Below are 21,654 nucleotides of genomic sequence, written 5' to 3' on the forward strand. Positions count from 1 at the left end.
ACTTGAGAAAACCCTGTGGCGGCCGTCCCGGCCGCGGTCCGGGGCGGAACCGGGCGCGGGCGGCGCCGACGCGGGACGTCACGCGGGGACCGGGGCCCCGCGGCCGCTCAGCCCCGCAGCCGGGCCACGGCGTCCTGCTGGCCGAGGAGGTCCTGGCGCAGCTCGTCCTCGAGGAAGGCCAGCAGCGCGCGGGAGAGGTCCCCGTTCTCGGAGGCCACGGCGTCCCGGGCCACGGCCCCCCGGAAGTTGTGGGCGAACGCGTCCATCGCGGTCTGTGCCACGCAGCTGTGCGTGGAGAGCCCGCACAGCACCACGTGGGTGGCGTCCAGGTTCCGCAGCCGGGCCGCGAGGTCGGTGTCGAAGAACGCGCTGTCCCGGGTCTTGATCAGACCCGTCCCGCCCTCGGTGTCGAGGCCGGCCACGTACGCGGACTGCTCCGTGCCCGGGAACGCGAAGCCCTGGTCGTCGTCGTGCATGTTGACGGTCCACGTGGAGCGGTCCCGCTCGTGCTGGGTGCGGATCAGCAGGATCGGGCAACCGCCCTCGCGGGCCGCCCGGATCAGCTCGTTGACCTTCTCCGTCACCGGTTCCCGCTGCTCCTCGAGCTCGGGGAAGTCGAAGTACGAGTTCTGCATGTCGATGACGAGCAGGGCGGTGCGGCCCGTCGGGGGGTGCTGGCTCATGGCGTCCTCTCCGGTGGAGGAGTCCCCGGGGGACTCCCGTGGTCGGCTGATCCGATCAGCAAGCTTACTGCCACCGGGCGGGCCGGCTCCACCCGGTGCCGGGCCGCCCTGCCGGTCAGCGCAGCGCCGCGCGCACCCCGGGACGGCTCGCCGCCACGAGCCACACGACGTTGACCGCCACCAGGACCACGGTGCTCAGCCCGGGCAGCAGGTGCCCGCCCAGGAGGTACACGGCGAGGTCGAAGACGTCGCCCAGCACGGCCAGGGAGCAGAAGACGAGGCCCAGCACCCAGCCCCACTGCAGCTGATCGCGCAGCGGGAACCAGACGAGCGCGTAGAGCGCCGCCGTCAGCACCACGCCGAACAGCGTCACGGCCGCGGCCAGCCCGCCCCCGGGCAGGCCCGGGACCCGGACCACGTCCTCCATCCCGGGCAGCGTGCTGGGCCCCGCGGCCGCCTCCACCAGGCCGTTCGCCACGCTCACCCCGAGCGAGAGCAGGGTGAGCCGCAGCAGCAGCCGCAGCTGGGGGGTCATCGGGGGCCGGGGCGGGACGAGCCCTGGACCCGGCCCGCCGGGGAGGTGCGGGGGCTGCCCGCCGCCCGGGCGGCGCGGACCACCGGGACCGTGCGGGTGCTGGCTCATGGACGGTGCCTCCTGGCGGGTGCGGGGTGCGCTCACCGCCGAACCTACCGCCCCCGGGCCCGTCCGGCACGGGGGTCCCCGGGGGCTCCGGCGGGAACACCTCCGTGCGACGTGGATCACGCGGGGTAGGCTGGCACGACAGGCACCGACGGCGCGACCGCTCGTCGGTCGCGCGCGCCGCCGCGACGACCGACCAGCCAGGAGCAGCCGCGACATGACGACCCAGCACGACCGCCCCGCAGCCCCCGACCGCCGCCCGTCCGGGGTGATCGACGCCCCGCTGCGTGCGGACGTCCGCCGCATCACGACCCTGCTGGGGGAGACCCTGGCGCGCCAGCGCGGCCCGGAGCTGCTGGAGCTGGTCGAGCAGGTCCGCCGGCTCACCAAGGACGCGAAGGACGCCAAGACCTCCGGGGGCGACGACGCCGCGGCCCGGGTCCGCGACCTGCTCGGCTCCCTGCCCCTGGACCGGGCGACGGACCTGGTGCGGGCCTTCGCCCACTACTTCCACCTCGCCAACGCCGCCGAGCAGGTGCACCGCGTGCGCGTGCTCGGCCGCCGTCCCGAGGACGAGGGGTGGCTCGCCGCGGCCGTCACCGACGTCGCCGCCGAGGCCGGTTCCGACGCCCTGCGGGAGGCGGTGGGCAGCCTCGACGTCCGGCCGGTGTTCACCGCGCACCCGACCGAGGCCTCCCGGCGGTCCGTGCTGACCAAGATCCGGCACCTCTCCGACATCCTGGCCCTCGAGACCCCCGAGGGCTCCGCCGCGCGCCGCAGCCAGGACCGGCGCCTGGCCGAGCTGATCGAGCTCCTGTGGCAGACCGACGAGCTGCGCCAGAACCGCCCCACCCCGCTCGACGAGGCCCGCAACGCCCTGTACTACCTCCGGGAGGTCCTCACCGAGACCATGCCCGTGCTGCTCGCGGACCTCGAGGACCAGCTGTCGCAGCACGACGTGCACCTGCCGGCCGGCCCCCCGCCGCTGCGGTTCGGGTCCTGGATCGGCGGGGACCGGGACGGGAACCCCAACGTCACCCCCGAGATGACCCGCCGCGTCCTCCAGCTCCAGGGCCAGGCGGCCGTGGACATCGCCCTGAGCTTCCTGGACGTGCTCGTCTCCCGGCTGTCCCCCTCCACCGCCATCGTCGAGGTCGATCCCGAGCTGCGGGAGTCCGTGGAGCGGGACGTGGCGCACCTGCCCGGCCTGGACCCGCGGGTGCTGGAGCTCAACGCGCAGGAGCCCTACCGGCTGAAGCTCACCTGCATCAAGGCCAAGCTGATCAACACGCGCCGCCGGTTCGCGGAGGAGACCGCGCACGAGCCGGGCCGGGACTACCGGACCACGGCCGAGCTCGTGGCCGACCTCGACGTGGTGGCCCGCTCGCTGCGCCACCACGCGGGCGCGCTCGCGGCCGACGGCTCCCTGGCCGCGGCGACCCGCACCATCGCCGGCTTCGGCCTGGGCCTGGCCACCCTCGACGTCCGGGAGCACGCCGACGCCCACCACGAGGCCGTGGGGCAGCTGCTCGACCGGCTGGGGGAGCTCGAGCAGCCCTACGCGGACCTGGACCGCGCCGCGCGCGCCGCGGTGCTCTCCGGGGAGCTCGCCGGCCGCCGGCCCCTCGCCCCGCCAGGGCTCGCCACGGGGTCCGTGCACCTCGACGGGGACGCGGACCGGACGTTCGCCGTCTTCCGGGAGATCGCCCGGGCCCAGGAGACCTACGGCGAGGAGGTCGTCGAGACGTACATCGTGTCCATGACCCGAGACGCGGACGACATCCTCGCCCCCGTGATCCTGGCCCGCGAGGCCGGGCTGGTGGACCTCACGGGCGAGCAGGACCGCGCCACCCTCGGCTTTGCGCCGCTGCTGGAGACCGTCCAGGAGCTGCGCCGCTCCGCGGAGGTCATCGACGAGCTGCTCTCCGACCCGGCCTACCGGCGGGTGGTCGCCGCGCGCGGGGACATCCAGGAGGTCATGCTCGGCTACTCCGACTCCAACAAGGAGGCAGGGGTGATGACCAGCCGGTGGGAGATCCACCGCACGGAGCGCCGGCTGCGCGACGTCGCCGCCCGGCACGGGGTGCGGCTGCGGCTCTTCCACGGCCGCGGCGGCTCCGTGGGCCGCGGCGGCGGGCCCACCCACGACGCCATCCTGGCCCAGCCCAGCGGCGTCCTGGCCGGGGAGATCAAGTTCACGGAGCAGGGCGAGGTGATCAGCGACAAGTTCTCCCTGCCCACGCTGGCCCGGGAGAACCTGGAGCTGTCCCTGGCCGCTGTGCTCCGGGCCACGGCGCTGCACCAGGACCCGCGCTCCACCGAGGAGGAGCTCACCCGGTGGGGCGAGGTCATGGACGTGGTCAGCGACGCCGCCTTCGCCGCCTACCAGGCCCTGGTCGAGGACCCGGACCTGCCGGAGTACTTCCTGTCCGCGACCCCGGTGGAGCAGCTCGGTGCGCTGAACATCGGCTCCCGCCCGGCCAAGCGCCCGTCCTCGGACAAGGGGCTGTCCGGGCTGCGGGCCATCCCGTGGGTCTTCGGCTGGACGCAGTCCCGCCAGATCGTGCCGGGCTGGTTCGGGGTGGGCTCGGGACTGCGGGCCGCGCACGAGGCGGGGATGGAGGAGGACCTGCGCACCATGCTGGAGCGCTGGCACTTCTTCGGCTCCGTGATCTCGAACGTGGAGATGACCGTGGCCAAGACCGATCTGGAGATCGCCGCCCACTACGTCAGGGCGCTCGTGCCCGAGCGGCTCCAGCACGTGTTCGAGGCGATCCGCCGCGAGTACGAGCTCACCCTCGACGAGCTCGCCCGGCTCACCGGGCAGCAGGAGCTGCTGGACGGCAACCCCACCCTGCAGCAGACGCTCGAGGTACGGGACCAGTACCTGGACCCCATCTCCTACCTGCAGGTCGAGCTGCTGCGCCGGATCCGGGAGCAGGACGCCGAGGGCCAGGAGGTCGACGAAGGACTGCAGCGGGCCCTGCTCATCACCATCAACGGGGTGGCCGCCGGCCTGCGCAACACCGGCTGACCGGCCGACCGGGGCGGCGGCGGCCGGAGTGCGGGGCCTGCCGCGCCTCCCCGGGCGGTGCTCCGCGCCGGAGGGCGCAGCGGCGGTCCGCCGTCAGGCGAGCAGCTGGTGGCGGGCCAGCTCGCGGTAGAGCTCCGAAGAGCCCAGGAGCTCGTCGTGGGTGCCCACGGCCGTCACCCGGCCCCGGTCGAGCACCACGATCCGGTCGGCCCCGGCGACGGTGGACAGCCGGTGGGCGACGATGAGCACCGTGCGCCCGGCCGCGGCGGAGCGGATCGCGGTCTGCAGGGCCTTCTCGTTGCGGGAGTCCAGGCTGGCGGTGGGCTCGTCGAGCAGCAGCAGCGGGGTGTCCGCGAGCAGGGCCCGGGCGATGGCCAGGCGCTGGCGCTCGCCGCCGGACAGGCCCGCGCCGTCGTCCCCGACGGTGGCGTCCAGGCCCTCGGGGTGCGACCGGACGCGCTCCCGGAGGTTGACGGCGTCCAGCACCGCCCAGCAGGACTCCTCGTCGGCCTCGGGGGCGGCGAGCACGAGGTTCTCCCGGAGGGACCCGGCCAGCACCGGTGCGTTCTGCTCCACGAAGCCGATCCGGGCCCGCAGCTCGGCGCGGGACACGGCGCGCACGTCGGTGCCGCCGAGCCGGATCGACCCGGCCACGGGGTCGTAGAAGCGCTCGACCAGGGCGAGCAGGGTGGACTTGCCCGCCCCCGACGGCCCGACGATCGCGGTGGTCGACCCGGCGGGGACCGTGAAGCTGAGCCGGTCGAGCACGGGACGGTCCGTCCCGTACGCGAAGGTGACCCGGTCGAAGACCAGCTCGAGGGGACGCCGGACGTCTGCCGCGGCACCGGCCCGGGCGACGGACGCCGGGCCCGCCCGGTCGGGGACGTCGTCGTCCGCGTCCTCGCGGGGCAGGCCCAGGATCTCCTGGATGCGGCCCAGGGCGCCCAGGGCGGTGCGGACCGTGGTGATGGCCGAGAAGAACTGGCCCAGGGGCATGACCATCATGAAGAGGAACAGGATGAAGGTCACCAGGTCGGCGATCGCGAGGGCGCCCGAGGCCACCCGGTAGCCGCCCACGCCGAGGACGGCGAGGAAGGAGCCCTGGACGGCCAGCCCGCTGATCGGCCAGAGCACGGCGCCGACGCCGGCGACGCGCACCCCGAAGCCGTAGGCGGACACCGCCTCGGCCTCCAGCCGGGCCACCTCGCGGTCGGTGGCCCCGCCGGCGCGGATGGTGCGCACCGCCGACACCGCGCGCTCGACGCCGGCGGCGAGCCGGCCCACCGCCTCCTGGGCCGAGCGGGTGAGGGACTGGATCCGGGCCGACGCGACCACCACGGCCAGCACGGCCACCGCCACGACGCCGAGCGTGATGCCGAGCAGGAGCGGGTCCAGCAGCGCCATGCCGACCAGCGCGCCGGCGAACACCAGCGCCCCGCCCAGGGCGTCCACGAGCCCGCCGGTCAGCGCGGCCCGCACCATGGTGGTGTCCGACCCGACCCGGGAGACCAGGTCCCCGGCCCGGCGGGCGTCGTGCTCCCGCACCGGCAGGTGCAGCAGGTGCCCCACGAGCCGCCGGCGGGCGGAGAGCACCACGCCCTCGGCCGTGCGCTCGAGCAGGTACCGCTGCACCGCGCCCACCAGGGCGGCCCCGAGCACCAGCAGCACGAGCGCGGCCACCAGCGGCGCCAGGGGCCGGCCGGTGCCGATGGAGCCGATGACCCGGTTGACGACCACCGGCTGCCCGAGGGACAGCCCCGCGCCCAGCACGGACAGGACCAGCACCACGCCCAGGACGCCGCGGTGCTCGGCGAGGTAGCCCGCCAGGTCGCGCAGGCGACCCCGCGGCGCCTGCCCCTCCTCGGCCGGCGCCGTCACGGGCGGGAACGCCGGCGAGGACCCGTCGGCCAGGTCTCCACGGTGCCGGGCTCAGTCGCCGACGGCGTCGCGGCCGCGGCGGACGATCAGCGGGTCGGCGGGGTGGACCACGGACGGGTCCTTGTCCTCGTAGTCGAACTGGTCGAGGAAGAAGCGCAGCGCATTGATCCTCGCCCGCTTCTTGTCGTTGGACTTCACAGTGGTCCACGGGGCGTGGTCGGTGTCGGTGCGCAGGAACATCTCCTCCTTGGCCTCCGTGTAGTCCTCCCACCGGTCGAGGGAGGCGAGGTCCTGCGGGGAGAGCTTCCAGCGCCGCACGGGATCGATCTGGCGGATCGCGAACCGGGTGCGCTGCTCCTGCTGGGTGACGGAGAACCAGAACTTCGTCAGGTGGATGCCCGAGTCCACGAGCATCTTCTCGAAGACCGGGGCCTGGCTCATGAACCTGGCGTAGTCCTGCGGGGTGCAGAAGCCCATCACGGGCTCCACGACCGCGCGGTTGTACCAGGAGCGGTCGAAGAGCACCATCTCCCCGGCGGTGGGCAGGTGGCGGATGTAGCGCTGGAAGTACCACTGCCCGGCCTCGCGGTCCGAGGGCTTGGTGAGCGCGACGACGCGGGCCGCGCGCGGGTTCAGGTACTCGGTGAAGCGCTTGATCGTCCCGCCCTTGCCGGCGGCGTCGCGGCCCTCGAACACGATGACGTGCTGGAGGTCGTGGTCCTGGCCCCAGTACTGGAACTTCAGCAGCTCGATCTGCAGCTGGTACTTCTCGAGCTCGTACTCCTCCCGGCTCATCAGCTCGTCGTAGGGATGTTCCTCCCGCCAGGTCTCCACCGCCGAGCCCCCCGGGTCGATCAGGTCCGGGTCCTCCTCGTGCCCGTGGGGCACGGTGTAGCCCATCTGCGTGAGGTGGTCGATGAACTCCCGCAGGTTCTCCCGCACCGCCCACTGGTCGGCGGGCATCCACTGCCGTTTTCCGTCGGGCATCGGCCGTTCCTCTCCGGTCGGGTCTCTTCAGCGCAGTGTAGGCCCGGCCGTCCTGACCGGTGCGGACGGTGGGCACATGACTCCCGGGGGACCGGCCGGAGCACGGTCCCCCGAAGGTGCGGACGCCTACCGGCCGTCGGCGCCGTCGAGGCCCACGCTGAGGTCGTGGCCGACGGCGGTCCCGTGCTCCACCGTCCGCGAGACCGTGCAGTACTTGTCGTGGGAGAGGCCGACGAGGCGCTCGACCAGGCCGGCCGCCTTGCGGCCGGCCGCGTCGTCGGGGAACGACAGGTGGAACGAGAGGTTCAGGTCCTCCAGGCGGTTCGCGCCGCTCTCCTCGACGATCTTCCGCCCCGTGGCCTCGATCCGGAACTCCGAGGGCTCCGCGCTGCGGGCGGTCGCGACGTCCACGTCGATGGCGGAGCACCCGGCGATGGCGGCCAGCAGCAGTTCCACGGGGGACAGCAGGTCCTCGCCGCGGCCGAAGGCGATCTCGGCCCCCGCCGGGTTGCGGGCGGTGTAGCGGCCGGTGGCGGTGCGGGTCAGCTCGACGGAGCGCGGGGTGGGGTCCGGAGTTTCACTCATGGGTCCATGATGCCAACCTCACCGCGCCCGGGGACGCATCACCGGCACGCGGGGACGCATCACCGGCATGCCGCCTGCGGGGGCCGCGCGGCCGTGGGAGAGTGGGGGCATGCGTGCCGTGGTCATCGATGCGTTCAGGAGCCGGCCCGAGGTCCGTGAGGTGGCCGAGCCCACGGCCCCGCCCGGCGGGGTGGTCGTGCGGGTGATGGCCACGGGCCTGTGCCGCAGCGACTGGCACGCCTGGGCCGGGCACGACGAGATCGCGCTGCCCCACGTCCCCGGGCACGAGCTCGCCGGCGTGGTCGCCGCGGTGGGCGCGGGCGTGCGGCGGTGGCGGACCGGGGACCGGGTGACCGTCCCGTTCGTCTGCGGCTGCGGCCGGTGCGAGTGGTGCCGGTCCGGTGACGCACAGGTCTGTCCCCAGCAGGAGCAGCCCGGGTTCACCCACTGGGGGTCGTTCGCCGAGCACGTCGCCCTGCGCGCGGCCGACACGAACCTCGTGGCCGTTCCCGAGCACGTGGACTTCGCGACCGCGGCCGGGCTGGGATGCCGGTTCGCCACGGCCTACCGGGCCCTGGCCGGGCGGGCGCAGGTCGCCGCCGGGGAGTGGGTGACCGTGGTCGGCGCCGGCGGAGTGGGACTCAGCGCGGTGATGATCGCGCGGGCCCTGGGCGCCCGGGTCATCGCGGTCGACCGCAATCCGGAAGCGCTCGCCGTGGCGCGCGGGCTCGGCGCGGAGCACACGCTGCGCGCGGCCGGGGCCGACGTGCCCGCGGCCGTCGCCGACCTCACCGGCGGGGGCAGCCACGTCGCCGTCGACGCGGTGGGCAGCGAGCAGACCTGCGCCGATGCGGTGCTCAGCCTGCGCCGGCGCGGGCGGCACGTCCAGATCGGGCTGCTGCCGCCGGTCGAGGGCCACCCGCGGGTGCCGATGGCGCGGGTCATCGGCTGGGAGCTCGACCTGCTCGGCAGCCACGGCATGGCGGCCGCCGACTATCCGGACATGATGAGGCTCATCGAGCAGGGCGCCCTGGAGCCGCAGAGACTCGTCGAACGGACCATCGGGCTCGAGGAGGCCGCGGCGCTGCTGCCGGTGTTCGACACGACGCCGGTGGCCGGCATGACGATGATCGACCCCGCGCTGTAGGCGCGCCCGCGCCGGCCCGGTGGGCGTCCGGGGCGGAATACGCCGCGCAGCGGCACCGTTGATGATGGGACTCAGTGCCCAGCGACGAGGAGGCCGGCTTGCCCCCACCACGACCGGCGCGCGACGGCGACGACCACCAGGAGCCCGATCCCCACCCTCTGGACGTCGAGCTCGAGGCGCTGATCAGCGACTACCAGGAGCTGCACAAGGACGACGAGCGCCTGCGCCGGATCGAGCGCATCGTCCACCCCGGGCACCGGACCGCCGACGAGGAGCCCGGGGAGCGTGCCGGGGCGGTCCGGGAGGAGCAGATCGTCCCCGAGCTGAGGACCCAGGACCTCCGGCGGGTCGCCGCCGGGCTGCTGCGCACCGAGGCGGACATGCGGGCCTACGCGGCCCGGTTCGCCCAGCGCAGCACGCGGCAGGACCCGGCCGGACGGGACCTGGACCGCCAGGCCCACGCGCTGGACGCCGCGGGCCGGCACTGGCTGCTGATGATCGGCCAGAACCGGGACCACGGGCTGGTCGCCTGCCGCTTCGTCCGCGAGCAGGGCATCCCGCACGCCAGGGTCGTGTCCTTCACCCCCGAACGGCTGCGGCTGCCGATCCTCGTCGTCGAGCTCGGCCCGGACGCGGACGGCTCCGCGGCGGGGTGCTGATCCTCGTGGGGAGCCGCCGGGCTCCGGTCCCGAGGGCCGGGGACCGTGCCCGGACCGTCACCGCCTGGCCAGCACCAGCTCCGTGAGCGCGCTCAGCAGCGGTCCCTCGACGCCCAGGGCGCTCGCCTGCCCGAGCGCCCCCACGGGATCCCGCCGCACGGCCTCGTGCACCCGCTCCTTGACGTCGTAGCCGATCTGCGCGTCGTTGAGCAGGTCGAACACGCGGGCGGCGAGGTCCGGGGCGGCCACGGTGCGCAGCGCGGCCGACCGCACGACGATCCGCGCCCCGGGGGCCACACCCTCGACGACGACGGAGGTGCGGTGTCCGCGCACGGCGTCCCCGTGCCGGACGGTCCGCGCCGGGACCGTTTCTCCGTCCACGGTCACGGCGAGCTCCGCCGGCTCCTCGAAGCCGATGAGGGTGAGGGTCCAGGTCCGCGCCGCCGGCAGGCAGCCGAGGTTGCCCCGTGCCGGGCCGACCGTGAGCTCCCCGGCGGCGACGTCGAGGGCGAGCGGGGTGCGCGCCCAGCGGCCCGGATCGCGGCCGTCGCCGCTGTCGTCGTCCTCGTCCAGGGCGGAGGTGTGCGAGGCGCCGGCGACCACGAGGACCTCCAGCTCGTCGGGATTGCCGACGTCCGGCGCGGCGTCGTCGTCGGACCCGGCGAGGGGCACCACGGCGCCGGCCCGGGCGAGGACGGGGACGTCCTCCAGGCGGCGGTGCAGCACCAGCTCCCGCCCGCCGTCGTAGACGGCGCCCGTGAACAGGTCCGTCCAGGATCCCTCCGGCAGCCACACCGGCACCGCCGCGCGCGTGACCACGGGGTCCGCGGGGGAGGTGACCGGGGCGACCATCAGCTCGGACCCGAACAGGTACTGGTGCCCGTAGCGGTAGGCCTGCTCCGCCTCCGGGTGCTCGTAGTACAGCGGCCGCACCAGGGGGACGCCCTCCACGGCGGCGGCCCGGTTCGCGGTGTGCAGGTAGGGGACCAGCCGGTGCCGCAGCCGGAGACCGCGCTCCATGACCTCCGCGAAGGGGGAGCGGTAGCGCCAGGGCTCCTTGGCGATGAAGTCGTTGTCGCCCGAGTGCAGGCGCAGGATCGGCGAGAACACGCCGAACTGCAGCCAGCGGGTGGCCAGCTCGTCGTCGCGGGCGCCGAAGACGTGCCCGCCGATGTCGTGGCTCCACCAGCCGAAGCCGATGTTCGCCGCCGTCGCCGTGAAGTACGGCTGGAAGGCCAGGGACGCCCAGGAGATGACGGTGTCGCCCGAGAAGCCCACCGGATACCGGTGGCTGCCGGGACCGGCGTAGCGGGAGAGCGTCAGCGGGCGGGACCCGTCCGCCCCCGAGTCCAGGAAGTGGTAGTGGTTGAGCACCCACAGGGGGTCCACGCCCGGCAGTCGGGAGTGCGGCCCGGACTGCCAGTCGATCCACCAGAAGTCCACGCCGTCGGCCTCCAGGCCGCGGTGCAGGACCTCGAAGTACGCGGCCACGAACTCCCGGTCGGTGACGTCGAAGGCCACCGGCTCCTCCGATCCCGGGTCCCGGCCCAGGGCCTCGAGCATGGCCGGGTGCGCGTCCTCGAAGGAGCGCACCCCGTCGGCCGGGTGCAGGTTGAGCGTGACCCGGTAGCCGCGCTCGTGCGCCCACGCGAGGAAGTCCCGGGGGTCCGGGAACAGCTCCCGGTTCCAGGTGTAGCCCGTCCAGCCCGAACCGTGCCGGCGCTCCACGTGCTCGTCGGTGAGGTGCCAGTCCATGTCCACCACCAGCACGGAGAACGGCAGCCGGTGCCGGTCGAAGTCGGCGACCAGCTGCCGGTACTCGGCGTCGTCGTAGGCGTGGTAGCGGCTCCACCAGTTGCCGAGCGCCCAGCGGGGCAGGACGGGCTGCGGTCCGGACAGGGCGTAGAAGTCCCGCAGCGCCTGCTGGTGGTCGTGGCCCCAGCCGAAGAGGTAGAGGTCCACGGCCCCCTCCTCGCCGGCGCGCGGCGCGTACCAGCCGTCCTCCGTGAGCAGCACCGAGGCGGAGTCGTCGACCACCCCGAAGCCCTCGCGGGAGGTGATGCCCGGCTCGAGCGGGATGGGTCCGTCCGCCTCGTCCAGGGTGCGCGCGGTCCCGCCCAGGGTGGGCACCGGGGTGCCGTAGCGCCACACGCTGTGGTAGCTGGTCACGCCGCCGCGGATCTGCGCGGACAGCCCGGTCGGGCTGAAGGCCCGCTCGTCGTAGCTGAGGTGGATCCGCTCGGTGACCAGCTCGATCCCGGCCGCCGTGCGCCGCACCCGGAACTCCGGCACCGGGAAGCGGCGGTCGAGGGCGAACGCGGACGGGCGGTCCTCGAAGCGTCCGCTGGGGCTGTGCTCCAGGCGTAGCAGGCCGGGGCTCAGCACGCTGATGCGGTAGTGCTCGCCGGCGACCACGGCGTCCGGGTCAACGGCTCCGGTGCCGGTGGGGCGGAAGTGGGGGAGGGGCATGCGTCCACCCTAGGCGGACCGGGGCGGGAATAACCCGCCCCGGGGATGCCTTGTACGGAGTAGTTCAAATTTGAAGCAACTGTGCGGGGTGTCCGACCGGGCGCCTCCGCGGAGCAGGAGGACGGCATGCAGTTCGGCATCTTCACCATCGGGGACGTCACCGAGGACCCCACCACGGGGCGCACCCCCACCGAGCACGAGCGGATCAGGGCCACGGTCGAGATCGCGAGGAAGGCCGAGGAGGTGGGCCTGGACGTCTTCGCCACGGGCCAGCACCACAACCCGCCGTTCGTGGCCCCGGCGAACCCGCCGATCCTGCTGGCGAGCATCGCGGCGCAGACCGAGCGGATCCAGCTGTCCACGGCCACCACGCTGATCACCACCACCGATCCGGTGCGCATCGCCGAGGACTACGCCTATCTGCAGCACCTGAGCGGCGGGCGCGTGGACCTCACCATGGGCCGGGGCAACACCGGCCCGGTCTATCCGTGGTTCGGCCAGGACATCCGCCAGGGCATCCCTCTGGCGGTCGAGCACTACGGTCTGCTCCACCGGCTGTGGCGGGAGGACGTGGTGAACTGGCAGGGCCGGTTCCGCAGCGCCCTGCAGGGCTTCACCTCGACGCCGCGCCCGCTCGACGACGTGCCTCCCTTCGTGTGGCACGGGTCCATCCGCTCCCCCGAGATCCCGGAGCAGGCCGCGTACTACGGCGACGGGTTCTTCCACAACAACATCTTCTGGCCCGCCGAGCACACCCGGCGGATGGTGGAGTTCTACCGGGCCCGCTACGAGCACTACGGCCACGGCTCCGCCGACCAGGCGATCGTGGGCCTGGGCGGCCAGGTGTTCATGCGCCGGAACTCCCAGGACGCCGTGCGGGAGTTCCGCCCCTACTTCGACAACGCCCCGGTCTACGGCCACGGACCCTCGCTGGAGGACTTCACCACGCAGACGCCGCTGACCGTGGGCTCCCCGCAGCAGGTCATCGAGAAGACCCTCGCCTTCCGCGACTACGCCGGCGACTACCAGCGCCAGCTGTTCCTCATGGACCACGCGGGCCTGCCGCTGAAGACCGTCCTGGAGCAGCTCGACCTGCTCGGCGAGGAGGTCGTGCCGGTGCTGCGCCGGGAGTTCGCCGCGCTCAAGCCCGCCCACGTGCCCGAGGCCCCGACCCACGCCTCGCTGGTGGCCCGCCGCCGCGACGGCCAGGACCCGGTGCCGGGCGGCGCCGAGGACTCGCCCGCCGGGCGCGCCCGCGCCGCGCAGGCCGCGGAGCGGGGCGCGGGGACGACCGCGGAGGGGGCCCGCCGATGAGCGCCCCCACGACGACGCCGGAGCCCGGCGCGGCGCGCCCGCTCACCCTGACGGTGGTCTCGGCCGGGATGTCGGACGCGTCCGCCACCTCGCTGCTGGCCGGCCACCTCGCCGAGGCGGCCCGCGACGCCCTGGAGGGGACGCCGGTGCGGATCGAGCGCGTGGACCTGCGCCCGCTGGCCCATGCGATCGCCGATCACCTGCTCACCGGGTTCCCCGGTCCGGAGCTGCGGAGCGCGCTGGAGGCGGTCGCGGGGGCGGACGCCCTGATCGCGGCCACGCCGACGTACAAGGCCTCCTACTCGGGACTCTTCAAGTCCTTCTTCGACCTCCTCGAGGAGGGGGTCCTCGAGGACCTGCCGGTCCTGGTGGCGGCCACCGGCGGCACCGCGCGGCACTCCCTGATGCTCGACTCGGCCATGCGCCCGCTGTTCGCCCATCTCAAGGCCCTGGTGCTGCCGATGGGGGTGTACGCGGCCACCGAGGACTGGGCCGGGGAGACGCTCGACGCCCGGATCCGGCGGGCCGGGGCCCAGCTGGCGCGCGCGGTCGCCCCGGGCGCCGAGCCTGCCGGGCGCACGGCGGGCACCGTTCCGGCCGGGGCCCGGCGCCCGCAGCGGGAGGACGGGTACGAGCAGGTCCCGGACTTCGCGGACCTGCTCGCCCGGGCCGGACGGTGACCGCCCTGCCGGGCGGCGCCGCGTCCGCGGGTGCTCCCTCCGCGGACCTTCCCTCCGCGGGCTCCCCCTTCGCCGGCGTTCCTGCGGAGGGCGCGCCGGAGGAGAGCTCCCGCCCGTGGCAGGTCTGGCAGCTGTACTTCGAGACCACGGCGCGGCTCACCACCGAGATCGAGGCCCGGCTCAAGGAGCACGGGTGCTCGCTGATGGACTACCAGGTCCTGCTGCTGCTGACCGACGCGGAGGGGCACCGGCTGCGGATGGGGGAGCTGGCCCAGCGGATGGTGTTCTCCCCGAGCCGGCTCAGCTACCAGATCGGCGTGCTCGAGAAGCGCGGCTGGGTGCGGCGGCGGCGCTGCGCCCAGGACGCGCGCGGGCTCGAGGCCGAGCTCACCGACGAGGGGCAGCGAGCCTTCCGCCGCCTGCGTCCCGCCCACGCCCGCGACGTCGAGAAGCTGTTTCTCAGCGCACTCGAGGGGGACGACGCCGAACGGCTGGCCGCTGTGATGGGCCGGCTGGCCCGCAACCTGGCGTGAGGGCGTGAGGGGGCGACCTCGGGAGGCGGGGGCGGCCACGGCCGGGCCCCGCCGCCGCTCGCCGGCTCAGCGCAGGGCGGCCCGCACACCGGGGCGGACGGCCACCACGAGCCAGGTCACGTCCACGACCGCCTTGAGCGCGCTCGTCAGGAGGCCGGCCGAGACGCCGGCGGGGACCACGAGCAGCAGCGCGGCGTTGGCCAGGGTGCCCAGGAGCGCCATGGACGCGAGGACGATGCCGAGGATCCACGCCCACTGCCGCTGCTCGCGCAGCGGGAAGTACACCAGGGCGTAGAGCCCGGCGGTGACGCCGAGCCCGAGCAGCACGGAGCCGACGAGGACGACCGTGTCGAACGCCGGGCCCAGCGCCGTGGCCGCGGCCTGCTCCGGGGCCGTGAGGAACCCCACCGCGCTGCCGAGGAGCGCCATCACGAAGGACGCCACGGTGAGCCGCAGGAGCAGCCGCAGGTCGGCGGTCAGCGGTGGCCGGGGCGAGCGGTCCTTCGCGTAGGGCGGAGCTCCGGGCGGGGGCGGGCCGCCGTGGGCCCGCGGTTCGTGGGGCTGCTGGGACATCGTCGGTGCCTCCTGGCGCAAGGATCCGTCACGGGGAAGGGGCCCGGGCAGGCCCAGCACCGAACCTATCCGCCGAAATCGCTTTCGCGAACACCCGACGGCCCGGTTGCGGCCTGTGCGGCGGACCGTGACGCCCCGAGCCGCTCAGCTGCCGGACCGGCCGCCCGCCACGAGGGCCGCGGTCGCGGCCGCGATGGCCTGCTCCTCGTCGGTGGGCACCACGAGCACCTCGAGCGCGGAGTCCGGCGCGGAGATCCGCCGGACCTCCCGGGAGCGGGCGGCGTTGGCGTCGTCGTCGAGCACGACGCCGAGGGCACCCAGCCGGGAGCAGACGCGGGCCCGGAAGGCCGAGGCGTTCTCGCCGATGCCGGCCGTGAAGACCAGCGCCTGCGCCCCGTCCACGGCCACGTGGTAGCCGCCCAGGTACTTCGCCAGGCGGTGGGCGGCCATCTCCAGGGCGAGCTCGGCGCGCTCGTCGCCGCGGTCCGCGGCCTCCTGGACGGCGCGCATGTCGTGGTCCCCGGCGATCGCCCGGAGGCCGGACTCCTTATTGAGCACGGCGTCCAGCCGCTCGGCGGTCATCCCCGGGTCCCGGCGCAGGACGGCGGTGACCACGGAGGGGTCCAGGTCCCCGGTGCGGGTGCCCATGACGAGCCCCGCCAGGGGGGTGTAGCCCATCGACGTGTCGTAGGACGCGCCGTCCTTGACCGCCGTCACCGACGCGCCGTTGCCCAGGTGCGCCACCACGCAGCTGAAGCGCTCGCGCGGGACCCCCAGGAACTGCGCGGCCCGCCCCGTCACCCAGTCGTGGGAGGTGCCGTGGAACCCGTAGCGGCGGATGCCCCAGTGCTCGTAGAACTCCTCCGGCACGGCGTAGCGCCACACGTGCTCGGGCATCGTGCGGTGGAAGGCGGTGTCGAACACGCAGATCTGCGGCAGGTGCGGCCACGTCCGCTGCACGGCCCGCAGGCCGAGGACGGCGGCGGGGTTGTGCAGGGGCGCCAGCGGCACCAGCCGCTCGATGTCGCGGATGATCTCGTTCGTGGCGAGCACCGGGGCGGAGAAGCGCTCGCCGCCGTGGACCACGCGGTGGCCAGCGGCGTCGATCGTGCGCCCCTCCAGCTCGACCTCGAGGCGCTGGGCGAGCAGCTCGAGGGCCTGCGTGTGGTCCTCGATCTGCGAGCTGCCGATGTTCTCGATCAGCCCGGAGGCCAGCACCGTCCCGCCGTCCGCACCGGCCTCGAGCTCCCGGACCTGGTACTTGAGCGAGGACGAGCCGCAGTTGACGACGAGCACGAGCATGGAGGACTCCCTGGGGCGGTGCGGACGGGGACGGTGGGGCACGCGGTGCCGGGCCGGCTCACATGCCCTGCGCCTGGATCGCGGTGATCGCCACCGTGTTGACGACGTCGTCCACGGTGCACCCGCGCGAGAGGTCGTTGACGGGCTTGCGCAGCCCCTGCAGCACCGGGCCCACGGCCACGGCGCCGGCCGACTGCTGGACGGCCTTGTAGGTGTTGTTCCCGGTGTTGAGGTCCGGGAAGACGAACACGGTCGCCCGGCCGGCCACCGTGGAACCGGGCAGCTTGGAGGCCGCGATCGAGGCGTCCACCGCGGCGTCGTACTGGATGGGGCCCTCGACCTCGAGCTCCGGGTCGGCACCGCGCACGATGTCGGTGGCCGTCCGGACCTTGTCCACGTCCTCGCCGGAGCCGGAGCCGCCGGTCGAGTAGGACAGCATCGCGACCTTCGGCTCCACCCCGAACCGGCGGGCGGTGCGGGCGGAGGCGAGCGCGATGTCCGCGAGCTGCTGCGCGTCCGGATTGGGGTTCACGGCGCAGTCGCCGTAGACCAGCACGCGGTCCTCGAGGAGCATGAAGAACACGGAGGAGACGATCTTCACGCCCTCGGAGGTCTTCACGAACTCCAGGGCGGGCCGGATCGTGTTGGCGGTGGTGTGCGCGGCGCCGGAGACCATGCCGTCCACGTCCCCCAGCTGCACCATCATGGTGCCGAAGTAGGAGCCGTCGAGCATCCGCTCCAGGGCGGTCTCCTTCTGCATCCCCTTGTGGGCGCGCAGCCGCACGTACTCCCCGGCGTACTTCTCGCGCAGCTCCTCGTCGTGCTCGAAGTCCACGAGGGTCAGCCCGTCCTCGGTGAAGTCGAGGTTGATGCCCTCCGTCTGGCACAGTTGGGCGATCCGCCCGGGGTCGCCCAGGATCGTGAGGTCGCAGAAGTTGCGGCGGTGGATCATCTCGGCGGCGCGCAGGATGCGGGGGTCCTCGCCCTCGGGCAGCACGATGTTCTTCCGCTCCGCCCGGGCGGTCTCGACGAGCTCGTGCAGGAAGCGCAGGGGTGTGCGCTTGGCGGGGCGGGGCAGGTCGAGCCGGCTCACCAGCTCCTCGCCGTCCACCCGTCGGGCCCACTCGCCGAGCGCGGCCGCGACCTTGCGCGGGTGCGCCCCCGAGAGGGTGCCCCGGGTCCGGGACACCTCGCGGGCGGCGCGGTAGGTGTCCAGCCCGGTGGTCAGCACGGGGAACGGCGCCGCGGCGGTGAGCTCCCGGATCCGACCCTCGGTGTCGAAGCCGCCCGTCAGCAGCATCCCCGAGGGGACGGGCAGGGCGGGGGAGAGGGCGGAGGCCAGGGACGCCACGACGATGTCGGAGCGGTCTCCCGGCGTGATGACGAAGTCGCCGTCGGCGAGCTGCTCGAGGTAGTGGCCCACGGTCATCGCGGCGATCTTCACGCCCTTGACGTCGCGGTCGAGGGAGACCGTGGACGGGCCGTCCCCGAAGCCGTGCCGGTCCCGCAGCTCGGCCACGGTGGGGGCGGCCACCGCCTCGTTCTCGGCGATGACGTACACGGGCAGGCCCCGCACGCCGCGGGCGGCGTTGTGCTCGATCCGCTCCACCCAGTCGGGGCGGGCCCGGTTGACGATGACCGCGAAGATGTCGCACCGCACCTGGTTCAGCTCGGCGCGGGTGACCTCGATGGCGTTCAGCACGTCCTCGGGGCTCTCGGACTCGTCGGCGCCGATCACCGCCAGGACGGAGGCGCCCAGGTTGTTGGCCATCCGGGCGTTCATGTCGAACTCGGCGGTGGCCGCGTTGTGCGCCAGGAGGTCGGTGCCGTCCACCACGACCACGTCGCAGTGCCGGGCCATCTCGCCGTAGACCGTCACGGCCATCGCGTCCAGCTCGTCGTGGTCCCCCGCGGCGAGCAGCTCGCGGGTGCGGGCCAGGGAGATGCCGCCGCGGCAACGCTCGTCCGGGAGGTCGAAGTTGCGCTTCATCAGCTGCACCATCGGGTCCTCCGCCGGCGTCTCCCCGAGGTGGACGGGCCGGAAGTAGCCCAGGCGGTCCGTCTTGCGGAACAGCGAGTCGGCCAGGCCGAGGGCCACGAGCGACTTGCCGGACTGCGGCGTCATGGCGCTGACGTAGATGCCTTGGGTCATGGTGGCGGGGTCCTCCGACGGTCGGGCTGGGTCCGTGCCCAGTGTAGGGCCCGCCCCCCGGAGAACCCGGCGCGGGAATCGCGCCGGTGGTCGCACCGTTGCCCCGGCCGGGGCCGTCCGTCCGGCCGGGGCCGCTCAGGCCGGGGATCAGGCCAGGGAGAGGAACATCTTCTCCAGCTCGGCCTTGTCCAGGCTCGGGTCCTCCTGGCGCAGGCACTGGTCCAGGCCCGTGGCGATGATGCTGAAGCCGGCCTTGTCGAGGGCGCGGGAGACCGCGGACAGCTGCGTCACCACGTCCTTGCAGTCGCGGCTCTCCTCGAGCATGCGGATGACGGCGCCGAGCTGGCCCTGGGCCCGCTTGAGGCGGTTGATGGTGGGGGTGAGGTCCTGGGGATCGAGTTGCACGGGGCGCTCCTGGGTGTGGTGGTGGGCTTCCACCATTGTATACCCCCTGGGGGATCTTGCATACCCAGGGGGGTATGGTGCATCATGGAGTCACACCCACCGCCACCTCCGGAAGGAACTGCCGCATGACCTCGAAAGTCGCCCCCGCCGAACTGAAGTCCTGGATCGACTCCGGCGAGGAGGTCGCCGTCCTCGACGTGCGCTCCGCCGCCGAGTTCGCCGCCGAGCACATCGACGGCGCCTACAACGTCCCCGTCGACCTCGTGGCCGACCACGCCAAGGACATCGCCGAGGCCCTCGGCGGCAAGGTCGCCCTGATCTGCCGCTCGGGCGCCCGTGCCTCCCGCGCCCAGGAGATCCTCTCCTCGGTCGGCACCGAGAACGCCTACGTCGTCGACGGCACCGTCGACGACTTCGAGAAGGCCGGCGGCGCGGTCGTCCGCGGCGCCTCGACCTGGGCGATGGACCGCCAGGTCCGCATGGTCGCCGGCTCGCTCGTGCTGGCGAGCGTCGTGGGCGGGCAGCTCGTCTCGCCGAAGCTGCGCGCCGTCGCCGCGGGCGTCGGCGGAGGCCTCGCGTACTCCGCGCTGTCCAACACCTGCGCCATGGCCAACGTGCTCTCGAAGATGCCCTGGAACCAGGGCGCCAAGGATCCCTCCAAGGACGCCGTGCTGGAGCAGCTCGCCGCCCAGTGAGCCGCCGGGATCGATCCGTCGCCGAGCCACGGGCCGCCCGGCCCTGCGACCGGCCCCGCCGCCACGCCGTCCGCGTGGCGGCGGGGCCGTCGTCGTCCCCGGGGTTCACCCGGACGCCGCCGGGTGGGAGGATGGGGGCATGCTGGTTGCCTTCTCCGTCTCCCCGTCCGGTGGCGAGAACCCGAGCGGTTCCGTCCACGACGCCGTTGCCGCCGCCGTCCGCGTGGTCCGCGAGTCCGGCCTGCCGCACGAGACCGACGCCATGTTCACCACGATCGAGGGCGAGTGGGACGAGGTCATGGACGTCGTCAAGCGCGCCACCGAGGTGGTGGGCGACTACGGGCCCCGGGTCTCCCTGGTGCTCAAGGCCGACATCCGCCCCGGGCACACCGGTGAGCTGCAGGGCAAGGTCGAGCGCCTCGAGGCCGCGATCCAGCGGCAGGCCATAGAGTCCTGAGCACTGTCCCCGCGGCGGTCCCCCTGCGGGCCGCCGGGCCGTCCGACGCCGAGGCCTGGACCGCCCTGCACCTGCACTGCCTCGACGAGACCTACCGGCCGCTCTTCGGCGACGCCTTCGCCGACCGGCAGCAGGCCGCCGCCGGGCGCACCGCCGGCTACGACCGCGCCCTCCTCGCCGACCCGCACGTGCGCACCCTTCTCGCCTTCGACGACGACGGCACCGCGCTCGGGCTGGTCTCGGCCGGCCCGGCCCCTGCCGCGTGGGAGGGGCGCGCCGGGGTGCCCGCCCCGCTCGTCCCCCGACAGCTGTTCCAGCTCTACGTGCGCCGGGCCGCCCACGGCACGGGCCTCGGCGCCGCGCTGCTGGAGGCCGCGCTCGGCCCCGCGGACGCCTACCTGTGGATCATGGACGGCAACGCCCGCGCCGAGCGCTTCTACGTCAAGCACGGCTTCCGGGCCCTGGCCGAGTCCTTCCCCGCCGGCGGGCCCTGGGCCGGGCAGCACATGCACCGGATGCTGCGGAGGGAACCCGCGTGAGCCGGGCGTCCCGCCGCTCACGGGCCCTGCCGGCGCCCGCGGGGCCCACCGGCCCGGCGGCCGGGTCCTACGAGATCTCGACCGGCACCGCCGAACTGGTGCCGGACGCGTACGCCCCCGGCTCCTGGGTGCTGCACGTCAACGGCGTCCCCTCCTCCCACGTGGACCCGGAGCACCCCGAGCGGCTCGACTTCGAGTACATGCGCTGGATCGCCGCGCTCGTGCACGCCCACGTGGACGTCCACCTAGACCCGGAGCGGCTGCGGGTCCTGCACCTCGGCGGCGGTGCCTGCTCCCTGGCCCGGTACCTCGCCCACGCCCACCCCGCGGCGCGGCAGGTGGTGGTCGAGCTCGACGGCCGGCTCGCCGAGCTGGTCCGGGAGTGGTTCGACCTCCCGCGGGCCCCGCTGCTGCGGATCCGGGTGGGGGAGGCGCGGGCCGTCACGGAGTCGCTGAGCCCCGCCACCCGGGACGTGGTGGTCCGCGACGTCTTCGCCGGCGCCGTGACCCCCGAGCCGCTGACCACGGTCGAGTTCGCCCGGCACGTCCGGCGCGTCCTGGCCCCGGGCGGGCTGTACGTGCTCAACTGCGGCGACACCCGGGACCTCGCCGGGGCCCGCGCCGAGCTCGCCGCGCTGTCCGAGGTCTTCGAGCACGTCGCCGCCGTGGCGGACCCGGCGATGCTCAAGGGCCGCCGCTACGGCAACATCGTGCTCGCCGCCTCCGCCGCGCCGCTGCCGCTGGAGGGCTCGCCGGGAGCGGCCGCGCTGGGCCGGGAGCTGCTGGGCGGCGCGGTGCCCGCCCAGTACAAGGACCAGGCGTGGGTGCGCTCGTTCACGGGCGGCACCCCGCCGCGCCGGGACCCCTGAGCACCGCGCGCACCCTGCGCGCGGTCCGGCGCGCCCCGTGCTCCCGGGGCGGC

The 21,654-nt window shown here is 74.3% G+C and carries 20 protein-coding genes; 10 read left to right on the plus strand and 10 right to left on the minus strand.

Annotated features, from left to right (window positions below):
- Window positions 1-107: 107 nt before the first annotated feature.
- Complete coding sequence (locus tag ACPYN7_RS05395) at window positions 108-683, minus strand: cysteine hydrolase family protein (protein ID WP_058874143.1); 576 nt, start codon at window positions 681-683, stop codon at window positions 108-110.
- Between the two features lie 115 nt (window positions 684-798).
- Window positions 799-1,326, minus strand: coding sequence for a hypothetical protein (locus tag ACPYN7_RS05400; protein ID WP_424346941.1), 528 nt, complete (start codon window positions 1,324-1,326; stop codon window positions 799-801).
- A 214-nt stretch (window positions 1,327-1,540) separates the two neighbouring features.
- On the opposite strand from ACPYN7_RS05400, the gene ppc reads away from it, so the two are divergent.
- On the plus strand, window positions 1,541-4,357 hold the full coding sequence (ppc, locus tag ACPYN7_RS05405) for a phosphoenolpyruvate carboxylase (RefSeq protein ID WP_424346942.1): 2,817 nt from the start codon (window positions 1,541-1,543) through the stop codon (window positions 4,355-4,357).
- Between the two features lie 93 nt (window positions 4,358-4,450).
- Here the strand turns inward: ppc and ACPYN7_RS05410 are convergent, their stop codons facing one another.
- The 3 genes from ACPYN7_RS05410 to ACPYN7_RS05420 form a co-directional block, all read right to left on the minus strand.
- Entirely contained in the window at window positions 4,451-6,235 is a 1,785-nt protein-coding gene (locus ACPYN7_RS05410; protein WP_424346943.1) for an ABC transporter ATP-binding protein, read from the minus strand.
- Window positions 6,236-6,286: 51 nt separating this feature from the next.
- Window positions 6,287-7,222: a polyphosphate kinase 2 gene (ppk2, locus tag ACPYN7_RS05415; protein ID WP_424346944.1), complete on the minus strand. Its 936-nt coding sequence runs from the start codon at window positions 7,220-7,222 to the stop codon at window positions 6,287-6,289.
- 126 nt (window positions 7,223-7,348) lie between these two features.
- Window positions 7,349-7,807, minus strand: a complete 459-nt coding sequence (locus ACPYN7_RS05420) for an OsmC family protein (RefSeq protein ID WP_424346945.1) — start codon at window positions 7,805-7,807, stop codon at window positions 7,349-7,351.
- A 109-nt stretch (window positions 7,808-7,916) separates the two neighbouring features.
- On the opposite strand from ACPYN7_RS05420, the gene ACPYN7_RS05425 reads away from it, so the two are divergent.
- Both ACPYN7_RS05425 and ACPYN7_RS05430 read left to right on the plus strand, forming a co-directional pair.
- On the plus strand, window positions 7,917-8,954 hold the full coding sequence (locus ACPYN7_RS05425; protein ID WP_424346946.1) for a zinc-binding dehydrogenase: 1,038 nt from the start codon (window positions 7,917-7,919) through the stop codon (window positions 8,952-8,954).
- Window positions 8,955-9,052: 98 nt separating this feature from the next.
- Window positions 9,053-9,613: a hypothetical protein gene (locus tag ACPYN7_RS05430; RefSeq protein ID WP_424346947.1), complete on the plus strand. Its 561-nt coding sequence runs from the start codon at window positions 9,053-9,055 to the stop codon at window positions 9,611-9,613.
- Window positions 9,614-9,670: 57 nt separating this feature from the next.
- Here the strand turns inward: ACPYN7_RS05430 and ACPYN7_RS05435 are convergent, their stop codons facing one another.
- The gene (locus ACPYN7_RS05435) at window positions 9,671-12,082 is read right to left on the minus strand and encodes a TIM-barrel domain-containing protein (RefSeq protein WP_424346948.1); all 2,412 of its coding nucleotides are present in this window, start codon (window positions 12,080-12,082) and stop codon (window positions 9,671-9,673) included.
- Window positions 12,083-12,208: 126 nt separating this feature from the next.
- On the opposite strand from ACPYN7_RS05435, the gene ACPYN7_RS05440 reads away from it, so the two are divergent.
- The 3 genes from ACPYN7_RS05440 to ACPYN7_RS05450 are packed head-to-tail and all read left to right on the plus strand — an operon-like array spanning window position 12,209 to window position 14,609.
- Window positions 12,209-13,396 (plus strand): LLM class flavin-dependent oxidoreductase, encoded by a 1,188-nt coding sequence (locus tag ACPYN7_RS05440; RefSeq protein WP_424346949.1) that lies wholly within the window; start codon window positions 12,209-12,211, stop codon window positions 13,394-13,396.
- On the plus strand, window positions 13,393-14,076 hold the full coding sequence (locus ACPYN7_RS05445) for a CE1759 family FMN reductase (RefSeq protein ID WP_424346950.1): 684 nt from the start codon (window positions 13,393-13,395) through the stop codon (window positions 14,074-14,076). Before ACPYN7_RS05440 ends, ACPYN7_RS05445 begins: the two co-directional genes overlap by 4 nt.
- Entirely contained in the window at window positions 14,073-14,609 is a 537-nt protein-coding gene (locus ACPYN7_RS05450; protein WP_424346951.1) for a MarR family winged helix-turn-helix transcriptional regulator, read from the plus strand. The genes ACPYN7_RS05445 and ACPYN7_RS05450 overlap by 4 nt, the downstream gene beginning before the upstream one ends.
- 66 nt (window positions 14,610-14,675) lie before the next feature.
- Here the strand turns inward: ACPYN7_RS05450 and ACPYN7_RS05455 are convergent, their stop codons facing one another.
- The 4 genes from ACPYN7_RS05455 to ACPYN7_RS05470 form a co-directional block, all read right to left on the minus strand.
- Complete coding sequence (locus tag ACPYN7_RS05455) at window positions 14,676-15,182, minus strand: hypothetical protein (RefSeq protein ID WP_424346952.1); 507 nt, start codon at window positions 15,180-15,182, stop codon at window positions 14,676-14,678.
- 144 nt (window positions 15,183-15,326) lie between these two features.
- Window positions 15,327-16,484, minus strand: a complete 1,158-nt coding sequence (locus ACPYN7_RS05460) for an acetate/propionate family kinase (protein WP_424346953.1) — start codon at window positions 16,482-16,484, stop codon at window positions 15,327-15,329.
- Window positions 16,485-16,542: 58 nt separating this feature from the next.
- Entirely contained in the window at window positions 16,543-18,636 is a 2,094-nt protein-coding gene (gene pta, locus ACPYN7_RS05465; RefSeq protein ID WP_424346954.1) for a phosphate acetyltransferase, read from the minus strand.
- 147 nt (window positions 18,637-18,783) lie between these two features.
- Window positions 18,784-19,041 (minus strand): metal-sensitive transcriptional regulator, encoded by a 258-nt coding sequence (locus ACPYN7_RS05470; RefSeq protein ID WP_058875528.1) that lies wholly within the window; start codon window positions 19,039-19,041, stop codon window positions 18,784-18,786.
- Window positions 19,042-19,166: 125 nt separating this feature from the next.
- Between ACPYN7_RS05470 and ACPYN7_RS05475 the strand changes: the two genes are divergently transcribed.
- The 4 genes from ACPYN7_RS05475 (at window position 19,167) to ACPYN7_RS05490 (ending at window position 21,601) form a co-directional block, all read left to right on the plus strand.
- The gene (locus tag ACPYN7_RS05475; protein ID WP_058875527.1) at window positions 19,167-19,736 is read left to right on the plus strand and encodes a rhodanese-like domain-containing protein; all 570 of its coding nucleotides are present in this window, start codon (window positions 19,167-19,169) and stop codon (window positions 19,734-19,736) included.
- A 139-nt stretch (window positions 19,737-19,875) separates the two neighbouring features.
- A complete protein-coding gene (locus tag ACPYN7_RS05480; protein ID WP_058875526.1) occupies window positions 19,876-20,193 on the plus strand; it encodes a thiamine-binding protein in 318 nt (105 codons plus the stop codon).
- Window positions 20,194-20,264: 71 nt separating this feature from the next.
- Window positions 20,265-20,732, plus strand: a complete 468-nt coding sequence (locus ACPYN7_RS05485) for a GNAT family N-acetyltransferase (protein WP_424347014.1) — start codon at window positions 20,265-20,267, stop codon at window positions 20,730-20,732.
- On the plus strand, window positions 20,729-21,601 hold the full coding sequence (locus tag ACPYN7_RS05490) for a spermidine synthase (protein ID WP_424346955.1): 873 nt from the start codon (window positions 20,729-20,731) through the stop codon (window positions 21,599-21,601). Before ACPYN7_RS05485 ends, ACPYN7_RS05490 begins: the two co-directional genes overlap by 4 nt.
- Window positions 21,602-21,654 lie beyond the last annotated feature (53 nt).

The organism is Kocuria sp. CH-021 (assembly GCF_049716185.1).
GTDB classification, from domain to species: Bacteria; Actinomycetota; Actinomycetes; order Actinomycetales; family Micrococcaceae; genus Kocuria; species Kocuria cellulosilytica.

What these genes read in the sequence shown, in the direction of transcription:
- ACPYN7_RS05395 (WP_058874143.1), bottom strand. Translation starts at nt 683, where the DNA reads ATGAGCCAGCACCCCCCGACGGGCCGCACCGCCCTGCTCGTCATCGAC.
- ACPYN7_RS05400 (WP_424346941.1), bottom strand. Translation starts at nt 1,326, where the DNA reads ATGAGCCAGCACCCGCACGGTCCCGGTGGTCCGCGCCGCCCGGGCGGC.
- ppc (WP_424346942.1), top strand. Translation starts at nt 1,541, where the DNA reads ATGACGACCCAGCACGACCGCCCCGCAGCCCCCGACCGCCGCCCGTCC.
- ppk2 (WP_424346944.1), bottom strand. Translation starts at nt 7,222, where the DNA reads ATGCCCGACGGAAAACGGCAGTGGATGCCCGCCGACCAGTGGGCGGTG.
- ACPYN7_RS05420 (WP_424346945.1), bottom strand. Translation starts at nt 7,807, where the DNA reads ATGAGTGAAACTCCGGACCCCACCCCGCGCTCCGTCGAGCTGACCCGC.
- ACPYN7_RS05425 (WP_424346946.1), top strand. Translation starts at nt 7,917, where the DNA reads ATGCGTGCCGTGGTCATCGATGCGTTCAGGAGCCGGCCCGAGGTCCGT.
- ACPYN7_RS05435 (WP_424346948.1), bottom strand. Translation starts at nt 12,082, where the DNA reads ATGCCCCTCCCCCACTTCCGCCCCACCGGCACCGGAGCCGTTGACCCG.
- ACPYN7_RS05440 (WP_424346949.1), top strand. Translation starts at nt 12,209, where the DNA reads ATGCAGTTCGGCATCTTCACCATCGGGGACGTCACCGAGGACCCCACC.
- ACPYN7_RS05445 (WP_424346950.1), top strand. Translation starts at nt 13,393, where the DNA reads ATGAGCGCCCCCACGACGACGCCGGAGCCCGGCGCGGCGCGCCCGCTC.
- ACPYN7_RS05455 (WP_424346952.1), bottom strand. Translation starts at nt 15,182, where the DNA reads ATGTCCCAGCAGCCCCACGAACCGCGGGCCCACGGCGGCCCGCCCCCG.
- ACPYN7_RS05460 (WP_424346953.1), bottom strand. Translation starts at nt 16,484, where the DNA reads ATGCTCGTGCTCGTCGTCAACTGCGGCTCGTCCTCGCTCAAGTACCAG.
- pta (WP_424346954.1), bottom strand. Translation starts at nt 18,636, where the DNA reads ATGACCCAAGGCATCTACGTCAGCGCCATGACGCCGCAGTCCGGCAAG.
- ACPYN7_RS05475 (WP_058875527.1), top strand. Translation starts at nt 19,167, where the DNA reads ATGACCTCGAAAGTCGCCCCCGCCGAACTGAAGTCCTGGATCGACTCC.
- ACPYN7_RS05480 (WP_058875526.1), top strand. Translation starts at nt 19,876, where the DNA reads ATGCTGGTTGCCTTCTCCGTCTCCCCGTCCGGTGGCGAGAACCCGAGC.